This is a genomic window from Mycobacterium sp., from assembly GCF_032162605.1.
Classification (GTDB): domain Bacteria; phylum Actinomycetota; class Actinomycetes; order Mycobacteriales; family Mycobacteriaceae; genus Mycobacterium.
In genome coordinates, this window is sequence record NZ_JAVROT010000104.1 from 16,809 (window position 1) to 29,319 (window position 12,511).

15 protein-coding genes are annotated in these 12,511 nt (G+C 67.5%); 6 read left to right on the forward strand and 9 right to left on the reverse strand.

Annotated features, from left to right (window positions below; translation table 11 throughout):
- Window positions 1–99: 99 nt before the first annotated feature.
- Window positions 100–1,338, reverse strand: a complete 1,239-nt coding sequence (locus QOI01_RS06365) for a DUF885 domain-containing protein (protein ID WP_526379335.1) — start codon at window positions 1,336–1,338, stop codon at window positions 100–102.
- Window positions 1,339–1,368: 30 nt separating this feature from the next.
- Between QOI01_RS06365 and coaA the strand changes: the two genes are divergently transcribed.
- Complete coding sequence (gene coaA, locus QOI01_RS06370; protein WP_526379336.1) at window positions 1,369–2,307, forward strand: type I pantothenate kinase; 939 nt, start codon at window positions 1,369–1,371, stop codon at window positions 2,305–2,307.
- Between the two features lie 60 nt (window positions 2,308–2,367).
- On the opposite strand, the gene QOI01_RS06375 is transcribed toward coaA, so the two are convergent.
- The 4 genes from QOI01_RS06375 to QOI01_RS06390 all read right to left on the reverse strand — a co-directional run bounded on the left by QOI01_RS06375 (window position 2,368) and on the right by QOI01_RS06390 (window position 5,637).
- Window positions 2,368–2,772 (reverse strand): hypothetical protein, encoded by a 405-nt coding sequence (locus QOI01_RS06375; protein ID WP_526379337.1) that lies wholly within the window; start codon window positions 2,770–2,772, stop codon window positions 2,368–2,370.
- A gap of 130 nt (window positions 2,773–2,902) precedes the next feature.
- Window positions 2,903–3,313, reverse strand: coding sequence for a hypothetical protein (locus QOI01_RS06380; protein WP_526379349.1), 411 nt, complete (start codon window positions 3,311–3,313; stop codon window positions 2,903–2,905).
- Between the two features lie 125 nt (window positions 3,314–3,438).
- Entirely contained in the window at window positions 3,439–4,815 is a 1,377-nt protein-coding gene (locus tag QOI01_RS06385; RefSeq protein WP_526379338.1) for a hypothetical protein, read from the reverse strand.
- Between the two features lie 27 nt (window positions 4,816–4,842).
- Complete coding sequence (locus QOI01_RS06390; protein ID WP_526379339.1) at window positions 4,843–5,637, reverse strand: (2Z,6E)-farnesyl diphosphate synthase; 795 nt, start codon at window positions 5,635–5,637, stop codon at window positions 4,843–4,845.
- A 56-nt stretch (window positions 5,638–5,693) separates the two neighbouring features.
- Between QOI01_RS06390 and trhA the strand changes: the two genes are divergently transcribed.
- Window positions 5,694–6,440, forward strand: coding sequence for a PAQR family membrane homeostasis protein TrhA (gene trhA, locus QOI01_RS06395; RefSeq protein WP_526379340.1), 747 nt, complete (start codon window positions 5,694–5,696; stop codon window positions 6,438–6,440).
- A gap of 100 nt (window positions 6,441–6,540) precedes the next feature.
- Window positions 6,541–7,401, forward strand: a complete 861-nt coding sequence (locus QOI01_RS06400; protein WP_526379341.1) for an endonuclease domain-containing protein — start codon at window positions 6,541–6,543, stop codon at window positions 7,399–7,401.
- 35 nt (window positions 7,402–7,436) lie between these two features.
- Here the strand turns inward: QOI01_RS06400 and QOI01_RS06405 are convergent, their stop codons facing one another.
- From QOI01_RS06405 to mca, 4 genes are read right to left on the reverse strand one after another with little or no spacing between them, the layout of a single operon-like run.
- Entirely contained in the window at window positions 7,437–7,811 is a 375-nt protein-coding gene (locus QOI01_RS06405) for a nuclear transport factor 2 family protein (RefSeq protein ID WP_526379342.1), read from the reverse strand.
- Between the two features lie 10 nt (window positions 7,812–7,821).
- Window positions 7,822–9,825 (reverse strand): thioredoxin domain-containing protein, encoded by a 2,004-nt coding sequence (locus QOI01_RS06410; protein WP_526379350.1) that lies wholly within the window; start codon window positions 9,823–9,825, stop codon window positions 7,822–7,824.
- Window positions 9,818–10,102, reverse strand: coding sequence for a hypothetical protein (locus tag QOI01_RS06415; protein ID WP_526379343.1), 285 nt, complete (start codon window positions 10,100–10,102; stop codon window positions 9,818–9,820). The genes QOI01_RS06410 and QOI01_RS06415 overlap by 8 nt, the downstream gene beginning before the upstream one ends.
- Window positions 10,099–10,965, reverse strand: a complete 867-nt coding sequence (gene mca / locus QOI01_RS06420) for a mycothiol conjugate amidase Mca (protein WP_526379344.1) — start codon at window positions 10,963–10,965, stop codon at window positions 10,099–10,101. Before mca ends, QOI01_RS06415 begins: the two co-directional genes overlap by 4 nt.
- Window positions 10,966–11,107: 142 nt before the next feature.
- On the opposite strand from mca, the gene QOI01_RS06425 reads away from it, so the two are divergent.
- The 3 genes from QOI01_RS06425 to QOI01_RS06435 all read left to right on the forward strand — a co-directional run.
- A complete protein-coding gene (locus QOI01_RS06425; protein ID WP_526379345.1) occupies window positions 11,108–11,530 on the forward strand; it encodes a DUF4307 domain-containing protein in 423 nt (140 codons plus the stop codon).
- Between the two features lie 219 nt (window positions 11,531–11,749).
- Entirely contained in the window at window positions 11,750–12,238 is a 489-nt protein-coding gene (gene greA, locus QOI01_RS06430; RefSeq protein WP_526379346.1) for a transcription elongation factor GreA, read from the forward strand.
- Window positions 12,239–12,270: 32 nt separating this feature from the next.
- A partial coding sequence (locus QOI01_RS06435) for a GPP34 family phosphoprotein (protein WP_526379347.1) occupies window positions 12,271–12,511 on the forward strand: 241 nt, incomplete at its 3' end.

Sequence of the window (12,511 nt, forward strand, 5' to 3'; positions counted from 1 at the left end):
CTGGACATGGCCCGGATGGTCTCGGGTCCCACACGCCTCGTGCGCCTCTCTCAATTCAGGCGATCGACCTGCCCGACTGTGAGCCACTTCGACGAGCACTCATGCGACGTCGGCTCGCAGCGCCGACGGGACCAGCGGCTCGTCGAGCAGCCTTCCGAACCGCTCGGTGAGCGTGACTTCGACGGGCCGCGCATCCAGCCAGGACCGCAGCAGCCGGTAGCCCTCGACGTAGGTGCTCGTGTAGGCCCGCCACAGCGGCGACGACAGGAAACGAAGCGACTGACGGGCCCGCGTCTCGCTGGTCAGTTGCCACCGCTGAAGGAACGCGACCACCTCGTCGACGTCGCGGTGCTCGTCGTGCAGCATCAGCGCGGCGTCCTGGCGGACGTCGGCCAGTGCCGCGGACGCCTCCGAGACGGCGACGGCGCGCTCCCCGTCGAATCGCAGGCCCAGATCGGCGTAGATCTCGGCCGCCCAGGCGCCCCAGTCTTGGCCTCCCCCCGTCGCTCCGCTCGCCCCAGTACCGATCGCGGCATACAGCGCGAGGTCGGCCAGGCCCTCGGCCATCAGGCATTGCGGGGTGTTCACCAGGAAGATCGTCTGCTCGGTCTGATTTCGCCCGGCCACTAGCCCTGATTCTTTGCGGCAGTGCTCGGTGTGGTGGCCGGGATAGGACTCGTGGGCGACCAGCCTCGGCAGACCCGACATCTGCTGTTTGAGGTCGGCGTTCACGGCGACCGTGGACCGGTAGTCGCCCTCGTAGTAGTTGAAGCCCGACCAGGGCTTGTCGGTGACGATCTCGTAGACGATCGTTTCGGCGTCCGGCAGCGGGAAGTCCGCGCGCACCCGGTCGCGCAGAGCACTGGAGAACGCGTGGATGCACTCCTCGAGGCGTTCGGGCGGGATCTCCTCACCGCTGCGGTAGGCCTGCATCCGGTCGGCCAACGGACCCGTTCCGCCGAGCGCCTCGTCGAGCTTGCGATGGGCCTCGCGGTACTTCTCCGGATCGCCCTTGACGATGTCGACGTCGAAGTAGTCGTGCACCTCCTGCACGAAGCCGACGTCCTCGCCCGCGAACTTGCGTCCCGCACACGCCAGCGCCCTCAGGTGTGCGGCGATGTAGTCGGCCCGCTGCGGATCGAGGCCGTCGGCGCCGGGCAGCTCGGCGATCAACGTCTGGGCCCGACGGGCCAGTTCGGCGGGTTGGGGCGTCGGTTCGGCACCGACGACCGCCCGCAGCGCGGGATCGCCGGTGAACGAGTCGACGTAGCCCTCCTCGACCCGGTCGAATCTCAGACCGAGGAGCAGATACTCGCGGATGACGGTGGTGGCGTCCATGCCCTCAACCGTAAGTGCAAGACTGAATGCATGGCGCGGACGAGCGAGCCGAGTCCGTACGTCGAGTTCGACCGGAGTCAATGGCGTTCGCTGCGCATGTCGACTCCGTTGAAGCTGACCGAGAGTGAACTCCTCGGGCTTCGTGGCCTCGGCGAACAACTGGACCTGTTGGAAGTCGAAGAGGTCTATCTGCCGCTCGCCCGGTTGATTCACCTGCAGGTCGCCGCCCGACAGCGACTCTTCGCGACGACGGCCGAGTTCCTCGGCGAACCGCAGCAGAATCCCGACCGGCCGGTGCCCTTCGTGATCGGGGTGGCGGGCAGCGTCGCCGTGGGCAAGTCCACGACCGCGCGCGTGCTACAGGCGCTACTGGCCCGCTGGGAGCACCATCCTCGGGTCGATCTCGTCACCACCGACGGGTTCCTGTATTCCAACGCCGAGCTGTCGTGCCGAAACCTGATGCACCGCAAGGGCTTTCCCGAAAGCTACGACCGTCGCGGGCTGATGCGGTTCGTCACGGCGGTCAAGTCGGGATCCGACCAGGTGTGCGCGCCGGTGTATTCGCACCTGCTCTACGACATCGTTCCCGGCGAGAAGATGGAGATCAAGCACCCGGACATCCTCATCCTCGAGGGTCTCAACGTGTTGCAAACCGGCCCGGCGCTCATGGTCTCGGACCTCTTCGACTTCTCGGTATACGTCGACGCGCGCATCGAGGACATCGAGGGCTGGTACGTATCGCGCTTCCTGGCGATGCGGGCGGGGGCGTTCGCCGACCCGCAGTCGCACTTCCACCACTACTCGACGCTGACCGACGAGCAGGCGGAGTTCGCGGCCCGGGACATCTGGCATTCGGTCAACCGCCCCAACCTGATCGACAACATCCTCCCGACGCGGCCGCGCGCCACGCTGGTGCTGCGCAAGGACGCCGACCACGCGATCAACCGACTGCGCCTACGCAAGCTTTAGACGTGATTTCGGCGCGCTCGGCCGCGCTCACCGCGGCTGAACGCGCCGAAATCGCCAGGGTCATGAGCGCATGCGGCGCAGACCGAGATACTGCAGATCGGCCATCACCAGCGTGTAGACGCCGCTGCCGAGGGTGAGGACGACGCCCATGGTGGTGAGCGGCCAGACGCCGGCCAGAACGACGCCGAGCGCGGCGACCGTGTAGACGACGTTCCCGACGACCACGGCGACGCCGGGCCTGAGGACGTGCTTCATCAGCGAAAGCGCGAACACCGCCACGCCGTATGCGATGAAGAAGGTGCCCATCGAGTATTCGAGCGCGGGCGTGGTGCCGGACAGTTCGGCGATGCGCGGTGCCACGGCGACGCCTGCAATGCCCATGAGTCCGGTGAGTACGGCGTCGAGTCGCATGGCGAACCGCAGGAACGCGTCCTTGGTGGTGGCGGGGGCAGTGGTGGCGGTCATGAATCTTTCCCTTTCCCTTGATGTAATCGATGAGGCCGGTGCGGGCCGCACGCCTTAACCTCTTGCGGCGGCACGCCAAGGAGCTTGCGGATTGGCGCACTAAAGCGGCCACGCACCGGTTCGCGGGGAGTCACGCCAGACGGCGCACTCCGAGGTATTGCAGGTACGCGAGCCCGAGCGTCGCGGCAACGGTGGCCAGCATCATGGCGACGCCCGCCCCGGTCAGCGGCAGCACACCAGCCACCAGAACCGACACGGCGACGACGGCGACGACGACGTTGGCCACGACGATGCCGATCCCGATGCGCCGGACGAAGGACGCCGCGGCCATGACGAACAGGGCGACGCCGTAGCCGACGAGCGCGGCGCCCGCGATCCACTCGGATGCGGCCGAGAGACCCGACAGCCGGGCAAGCGGGTCGGCGGCCATCGCGACCATCAGGCCCACGCCTGCGCACAGGGTGGCATCGGCGCGCATGGCGAAGCGCAGCAGGCTGTCCGAACTGTCGGCCAGTGGCCGGGTAGTGGTGGTGGCGGTCATGGCGAGCTCCTCGGCGTTGAGTTCTTGGGTCGACACCGATGCTGCTCAGAAAGCACTGCCAGATCGACTCAGAACGCTGCCAATCGCTGCCATCCGCAGGTCAGGGCGGTATGGGGTGGCGGAACCTATCCCCGGGTCGCTTCGCTCCTGCCCACGGGCACCGGCGTGCCACGCAGATCCGCCGCGATGACGCGGACTGCCGCGTTCTGCCAGTTGTGCAGCGAGCGCTGCGGCACCTCGGTGACGAACCACTGCCAGGCCTGCCGAGCGATCGGGTCCAGACCCGCGGCGGTCGCATTCTGGGCGTAGGCCCGCACCCCGACGACGTACGGGAAGTACAGCGAGTTGTAGTGCCGCCATTGCTCGGTGACGCCGAAGTCTGCGCCGTCGCGTGGTTTGAGCGCTGCGATGCGGTCAGCGAGCAGAGCCCTCAGCTCGTTGGCCCGTTGCAGCGGCTGATCGGGCGCGCCGCCGTCGGCCAGCCGCTCGGCGATGTGCCGCAGCGCGGTCAGCGGGCTGGCGACGAGTTTGGACAGATCGCCATAGTGGCCGAGCGCCCGGCGGGTGAGGCGGACGAAGGTCTCGTCGTCCACGCCGTCGAGCGGGCTTTCCGACCGAAGTGGCAGCGCCGACTCCGTGCGACGCAATGCGGCACGGTCGGCACGCAGCGCAGGCGAGGATGAGAAGGCGAGCCGGTCGAGCACCCCGGCGAGCGGGTCGGCCATGACGTTGATCCCGATCGCCACGGCGAGGCTGGTGAACAACAGCACCGACAGCGCGGCGTGCTCGTCGGTGACCGCCATGCCGACGAGCACCTGCCCGCCGAAGAGCACGGCGACGACGACGCTGCCGGTGAACGACCGCAGCATGTCGGCCCGTAGCGCATGCCCCTCGTCGAACGCGTCCCACAGCGCGACCGCGACACCGAGCAACAGCACGTCGAACCCGGTGGACGCCAGCGCCAGCTGGCTCGGCACAAGGCCAAGTGGGATGACGAGGATGGCGTTGCCCAGCGCGAAGAACAGCGTCGCGATGACGGCCACGCCGGTCACCGAAGTCGGTCGGCGCCCTCCGGCGAGCGCCTTCACCATGGCGCCGAGCGTCGACAGTGAGATCACCGCGAACATCACCCAGTGCCCGAGCCGCAGTGGACCGTCGACCGAGCGGGCCATCGCGGCGCCGGTCAAAGCGAGGGCGGCGACGACCGCGACCATCAACAGTTCGCCTGCGCGGCCGCGCCACGTATCGCTCGGCCGCGAGAATTCCAGCAGTACGGCGAACCAGGCCACTCCGGGGACGACGGCGAGATAGACCTCGACGTGGGTCAGCGCGGCGGCATGGGTGGTGCTGAGGTGACGGACGGCGTCCAGTGCCACCACGACGGCGAAACTGGTCAGTCCGACCGCGGCGAGAAGCAGAACGGGTTTTCGGGGGCTGCGCGCCAAGAGGTAGAGCCCGAGCCACCAGCTCAGGGAGAAGACCACTGCGGACATCGCAGCCACGTGATCAGTCTCCCACGTCGATGCCGTTCAGCTGCCGTAGCGGCGATCTCGCAGCGTGTAGTCGCGCAGCGCGCGAAGGAAGTCGACCCGTCGGAAGGCGGGCCAGTGCGCCTCGGTGAACCACATCTCCGAATAGGCGCTCTGCCACAGCAGAAATCCCGAGAGGCGCTGTTCGCCCGAGGTCCTGATCACCAGATCGGGATCGGGCTGACCGGACGTGTAGAGATTCTCGGAGATCGCCTCGACGGTGACCGATTCGATCAGCTGCTCGGCCGTCGCACCGTTGGCGACCTCCTTGCTCAGCAGGGCACGCACGCCGTCGGCGATCTCCTGCCGCCCGCCATACCCGACGGCGACGTTGACGTGGAACGGGGCCACCGTCGTCGGAGCCGTCCCTTCCACCGCGTCACGCAACCGGCGGGCCGACTCCTGGCCCAGCAACTCGAGATCGCCGACCGTGCGCACGCTCCAGTGGTTGACGGGGGCGCAGATCTCCTCGACGACCTCGGTGATGATGTCGATGAGCGACGCCAGCTCGGCGGGGTCGCGTTGCAGGTTCTCAGTGGACAGCAGGTACACCGTCGCCATTTCGACGCCGGACTCCTGACACCAGCGCAGCATCTCGGCGATCTTTACGGCACCCATCCGGTAGCCGTAGCTGACGTCTTCGTGACCCGCGGCACGGGCCCAGCGGCGGTTGCCGTCGCACAGCACGGCGATGTGCCTGGGCAGTTGGGATTTCGATCGCGCCAGCTGGTGGCGCAGGCGCGCCTCGTAGACCCGGTAGGCCGGTTCCTTGAGTCGCGGGGGAATGAGTTCCACGAGGATCCAGACTACTGTTATCGACGGGCAGCCCCATGCGAGTTTGCGGAGGTGACATGACGGCGTCGACCGGCACCACCGATCCTGATTCGCCAGGAACGACCCGCCGCGAGGCGGACGACCTTCCCGAGGCGGTCGCCGACGGCGTAGCCCAGTTCCTCGGCAAGCCGCGTGCCCGCGGCTGGATTCACCTCTACTCGGCGATCGTGGCGGTGATCGCAGGCGCTGCGCTGGTGTCGGTGTCGTGGTCGGTGGAATCCACCCGCGCCGGCCTGGCCACGCTGCTGTACACCTTCACCATCGTCGCGATGTTCGCCGTGAGCGCGACCTACCATCGCGTGACCTGGACGTCGCTGGACGCCCGGAAGTGGATGAAGCGCCTCGACCACTCGATGATCTTCATCTTCATCGCGGGCAGCTACACCCCGTTCGCCCTCCTCGCGTTGCCGTCCGAGCAGGGCATGGTGCTGTTCTGGATCGTTTGGGCTGGCGCGATCGCGGGTGTGCTGTTGAAGATGTTCTGGCCGTCTGCGCCAGCCTGGGTGGGCGTGCCGCTCTATCTGCTGCTGGGGTGGGTGGCCGCGTTCTTCATCGTGCCGATCATGCACGGCGCCGGGGTGGCTGCGCTGGTGCTGCTCATCGTCGGCGGCGCTCTGTACAGCATCGGCGGTGTGCTCTACGGGCTGAAGTGGCCCAATCCCTGGCCGACCACATTCGGTCACCACGAGTTCTTCCACGCGTGCACCGCGGTGGCGGCGATCTGCCACTACATCGCGATGTGGTTCGCCGTGTTCAGCGGCTAACTTTCTGCGATTTCGGCGCGCTGATCCGCGCCCACTGCGGATTAGCGCGCCCGAATCGCCAGACACGGAACCATTTACGTGGGCCCACCGTCTATCGGGGATGCTTGACGATTTCCTGCGGTGCCACGACGGCGTCATCACGACCGCGCACGCTAGCGGCCTTGGGCTGAACAACGACGTCGTGGAACGACGTGCGCGCTCCGGCCATTGGCGACGGTGCTCGCCAGGCGTCTACTTCGTCGACGACCGTCCGTTCACCGACGCGGCGCGGATCCGGGCGACGGTATGGGGTCACGGTCTACGCGCCGCCGCGAGCGGGTTGGCTGCCGCGTGGTGGCACGGCGTCACGAAGTACGCGCCCGACATCGTGGAGGTGACGGTGCCGCGCAACAGCCACGGCCGGTGCCACAGTGGGTCGCGAGTGCGCCGCCGCGACTTGACGGCTGTGGACATCGTCGAGCAGCGCGGATTGCAGCTCACCGCTATCGACCTCACGGTGATCGAGGCCGCCGTCCGCCGAGGCGGCGGTCCCAAGTTGATGGATTCGGCACTCCAGCGCCACGTCGAGCTGAAACCCCTATGGGCCGCGCACCTGCGCAACAAGGGTCGACACGGATCGCCCGCCGCCCGCCTACTGCTCCAAGCCGCGGAGGACGGAGCACGTTCCGCCGCAGAGCGGTTATTGATCCGCCTGCTGAAGGACGCGGGCATTACGGGCTGGATCGGCAACCATCCAGTGGCCGGATACCGCGTCGACGTCGGCTTCCCCGGCTTGAAGCTCGCGCTGGAAACGGACGGCCTGGCATTTCACAGCGATTCGGACGACTTCCATCACGACCGAGTGCGGCAGAACGCCATCATCCTCGCGGGGTGGCAGGTGCTCCGCTTCACCTGGCTGGACCTGACGGAGTATCCGGAGCGGGTCATCGCCGAGATCCGGTACGCGATCTCGGCGCGCTGATCCGCGCCCACCGCGGATTAGCGCGCCGAAATCACTCAGAGCTGGGTGACGTTCTCCGGGCCCCAGTAGGCCTTCATCGACGTGATCTTGCCCTCGTCGTCGAATGTCATGACGGTGATGATCTCGATGTGCATCTTCCCGCCTTCGCCGAGATCGATGGTCAGAGCCCAGAAATACGCCGCCTCGTGGCCGAGTGCCCGCAGCGTCACGACGTCTGCTTCGGCCTTCACACCCCCGACGTTGGCATAGAAGCCGCGGATCGCCTGACGCCCGATGTGCACCTCGCCCCCGACCGGGTCCTCGACGGTCGCGTCGTCGGCGTACAGGTCGGTGATGGCGTCCGGCTGGCCCTGGGCGACGAGCTCCAGATAGCGGTTGACGGTCTGTGTGATCAGCTCGGCACTCGGCATGTGCGGCACGCTACACGGCTGCACCGAGCGCGGCGGCAAGTTGTCCGGCGGTGGTGACCGGCAGGTCGCACACGTGGCCGCGGCACACGTAGGCGGCATCGCGGCCGTCGACGAGACCGCGTCCGAGCAGCAGCTCCGACGAGTCCAGCGCTCCCCCGACGACGATCGCCCCGCCAGGTGCGAGAGTCCTTGCCGCGGCAAGCAATTCAGAATGCGAGTGCGAGCAGGACACCGCGATCTGAAGAGGGCCGCGGACGGCGGCTTCGGCGACGGCCAGCCAGTGCCCGCCCGAGCGCGGCAGCTTGAAAAGGATCGGCGTCGCGGTCGCGAGCGACGCCGCGGCGGCCGTGGAGTATCGGTCGGCCCGAGTGGCCGGGACCAGGTGCGCCGCGAGCTGAAGTGCCTCGGTGATCAACGACGCCCCCGATGGCGTTGCGCCGTCGATCGGGTCCGACGGCCGCACCATCAACCGCTCGGCGTCGTCCGCGGTGTCGAACCAGCGCCCTTCGCGATCCGGGTCGGCGAAGTGCTCGAGAGCGACGTCGAGTAGCACGGTGGCCATCGCCAGCCAGTCGTCGTCCCCCGTCACCTGGTACAGCGTCAGCAATCCCGTGGCTAGCGCCGCGTGGTCCTCGAGGATGGCCGCGCTGTCACCGACCCGGCCCCCGAGACTCGCACGCCGCAGCCGGCCGTCGACGACGTGAAGGTCGATGATGGATCGTGCGCATTGGGTTGCAGCAGCGAGGAATTCGGGGCGGTCGAGGGCGACCGACGCTTCGGCAAGTGCCGTGACGGCGAAGCCGTTCCACGCCGTGACGACCTTGTCGTCACGGCCCGGCTGCGGGCGTCCTAGCCTGGCGGCCAGCAGCATCGTGCGCACCCGGACGAAGCGGGAGAGCGAGTCGGGATCGCCCGGCAGCTGCAGCACCGAGCTGCCGTGCTCGAAGGTTCCCGCGTCGGTGACCGCGAAGAGCCCGGCGGCCCAGTCCCCGTCATCGTCGCCGAGCACGTCGCGCAACTGCCCGGGCGTCCACACGTAGGTGAGGCCCTCGACGCCGTCCGAGTCGGCGTCCAGCGACGAGGTGAACATGCCGCCTTCGCCAAGCTCGCGGATGAGGAATGTCGCCGTCTCATCGGTGACCTTGCGCGCCAACGGTTTTCCCGAGCGGCGCGCCCAATGCGCGTAGAGCCGCAGCAGCAGCGCGTTGTCGTAGAGCATCTTCTCGAAGTGGGGCACGACCCACGACGCGTCGACGCTGTAACGGGCGAAACCGCCTGCGAGCTGGTCGTAGATACCACCGCGGGCCATCGCTCCACAGGTCCGCTCGACGGTGGCCAGCGCGCCTGCGTCACCCGTTCGTTCGTGGCTGCGCAGCAACGCCTCCAGCAGTGCCGACGGTGGGAACTTGGGCGCACCTGTCGGATTGGTCGAGAATCCGCCGCGGATGACGTCCTCGTCGCCCAACACGCCTGCGACGGCGTGATCGCAGACCGCTGGTTCGAGCGCCGGTCCCCCACCGGGCAGGCCCGACACCATCGACCTCAGCTCGCCCGCGATGTCGTCGGACGCCTGCTCCACTTCGGCGCGGCGGTTGCGCCACGTGTCGACGACGGCGGCGAGGAGTTGCAGGAAAGCGACCTTCGGGTAGTACGTGCCGCAGAAGAACGGGCGCCCGTCCGGGGTGAGGAAACACGTCATCGGCCACCCGCCCTGGCCCGTCAGTGCGACGGTGGCGTTCATGTAGACGGCATCGAGGTCGGGGCGTTCCTCGCGGTCGACCTTGATGCAGACGAACGCGGCGTTCATCGCCGCGGCCACGTCGTCGTCGGCGAAGGACTCGTGCGCCATCACGTGGCACCAGTGACACGCCGCGTAGCCGATCGACAGCAGGATCGGCACGTCGCGGGTAGCCGCCTCGGCGAGCGCCTCCGGCGTCCACTGCTGCCAGTGCACCGGGTTGTCGGCGTGCTGGCGCAGATAGGGGCTGGTCGCGGCCCCGAGGGTGTTAACCACCACCGTCTGGACGCCCGCCCGCGGCAGTACCGGGGTCGCCCGACTCACCGACGGTGCCCTCATCGACGGCCTGATCCGATTCGGGGTGCTCGGGGTCGAACGACTCCGGCAGCTTCTTGAGGTGCTTGTTCATCGACCACACCAGCAGGAACGTGCCGATGAGCAGGATGACGACCACGACGAGGCCGAACGGGCTGGCCTTGCCGAAGTCCGGTCCGGTGTCGCGCGGCGTCTGGTCGGCCAGAAGACCGGCGATGAGCACGAAGGTGTCGGTCACGGGTCGATCCCGGCGAACAAATCGTCCTCGGGCAGCTTTACGGGGATGCGTGCACGCGCCAACTCGTACTCCTCGGTCGGCCACAGCCGCTGCTGCCACTCGATTGGCGTCCTGAAGAAGGCGCCCTTGGGGTCGATCTGCGTGGCGTGTGCGAGCAACGCCTCGTCACGCTGGGTGAAGTACTTCGCGCACGCGACGCGGGTGGTGATCCGATCGTCGAGGACGTCCATTTCCGGGTCCCAGTCCTTCAACCACTTGCCGAACGGGCCCTCCTGGCCATGCTTGGCGAACTCGTCCTGGATCAACTGCATGCGCTTCCGCAGGAACCCGTGGTTGTAGTACAGCTTCGAGACGTTCCACGGCGTGCCAGCGTCCGGGAACAGCCGGTAATCGCCTGCCGCCTCGTATGCGGCCACCGACACCTCGTGACAGCGAATGTGGTCGGGGTGCGGATAACCGCCGTTCTCGTCGTACGTAGTCACCACGTGCGGCTTGAACTCGCGGATCACCCGGACCAGGCGTTCGGTCGACTCGACCAGAGGCACCAGCGCGAAACACCCCTCGGGCAGTGGAGGCAGCGGATCGCCCTCGGGCAGTCCCGAGTCCACGAACCCCAACCATTCGTGCTCCACCCCGAGGATGGCCGCAGCCTTGGCCATCTCGTCGCGACGAATCTCGGCGATGCGTCCGTGGACCTCTGGCAGATCCATCGCCGGGTTGAGGATGTCGCCCCGCTCGCCACCCGTCAGCGACACCACCATGACGCGGGCGCCCTGGTCGGCGTACCGGGCCATCGTGGCGGCGCCCTTGCTGGACTCGTCGTCCGGGTGCGCGTGGACCGCCATCAAACGCAGTTCGCTCACGTGTGCCTTATCTGCTCGCTTGCATCGTCGTCACGCTTCAACAGTCTTGGGTGCCCCTATAGTTCCAGTCCTAGTGGATCCATTGGAACTCAGACCCATGCCCGTATCCGTCAAAGGCCGTTGAAGGGGCACCGAACCTCCCATGATCGAGCGTCCCGTCGCCCGCTACGGCCGACAACGGCTGTCGCGCCGCTCCCGCCGCCGTGTGGTGGTGATCCTGTCCGTCGTGATCGTCGTGGCAGGGGCGGCCCTTGCGCTCGTCGCGTTTCAGCGGCTCGGCACGGGTGCGGTCAAGGGCGAGCTCGGAGGCTACGAGCTGATCGACGGTGCGACGGTGCAGGTGACCATCAGCGTCACGCGCGAGGATCCGTCGCGACCCGTGGTCTGCATCATCAGGGCCCGCTCCGTCGACGGCGCTGAGACCGGTAGGCGCGAGGTGCTGGTGCCGCCGTCGTCGCAGGCAACGGTCCAGGTGACGGCCGTGGTGAAGTCGAGCAGGAGGCCGGTGATCGGCGACGTCTATGGCTGCGGAACCGACGTGCCCGGCTACCTCGTCGCGCCCTGACCCGTCCTGGCCGAGCGGCGTGTCGGGCAACCATCCGAAGAACGCCGAACAGCCAATACGTGAAAACCGGTTGTCCTGACGGTGGTACGCTGGTATCCGTACACGGTTCCTGATGGAGCCGTGTATTGCTGCTTTAACGCGCTTATAGGCGCCTGCGATCGCGGCAATACACGCAGAACTTTCAACGCTGACAGCGCGAGACGAAGACAGGAGCGCGACATGACCGACACCCAGGTCACCTGGCTGACCGAAGAGGCATACGACCGGCTGAAGGCCGAGCTCGACCAGCTCATCACGAATCGGCCGATCATCGCCGCCGAGATCAACGACCGCCGCGAAGAGGGAGACCTCCGGGAGAACGGCGGCTACCACCAGGCCCGCGAAGATCAGGGACAGCAAGAGGCCCGAATCCGCCAGCTCCAGGAGTTGCTGAACAACGCCAAGGTCGGAGAGGCCCCGACGAAGTCCGGCGTGGCCCTGCCCGGTTCGGTCGTGAAGGTCGAGTTCGACGACGGCGACACCGAGACCTTCCTGATCGGTACGCGCCAGGAGGGCGTGACCGACGGCAAGCTCGAGGTCTACTCGCCCAAGTCCCCGCTGGGCGGCGCGATCATCGACGCCGAGGTCGGCGAGGAACGCACGTACGTCGTGCCCAACGGCAACACCGTCAAGGTGAAGCTGATCAGCGCGACGCCGTACCACTCCTGACTCGCTCGGCCGGGTGATCTACGGTCCGTTGCATGGCGCGGATCGTCGAAGAAATCTTCCTTCTCCTTCTGGACAACGCGAAGGCCCAACCCGCGCTGGAGCGCGCGCGGCGTGAGCGCGTGCTGGCGGCCGCCGTTCTGCTCGACCTGGCGTACGCCTGTCGCATTCGGCCCTCGGTTCCTGGCGAACCTGTCGAGGCAGGCAGACTCGTCGCACTGGCGGTAGGCGGTCCGACCGATCCCGTCGTCGAACCCGCTTTCCAGATTCTCCAGA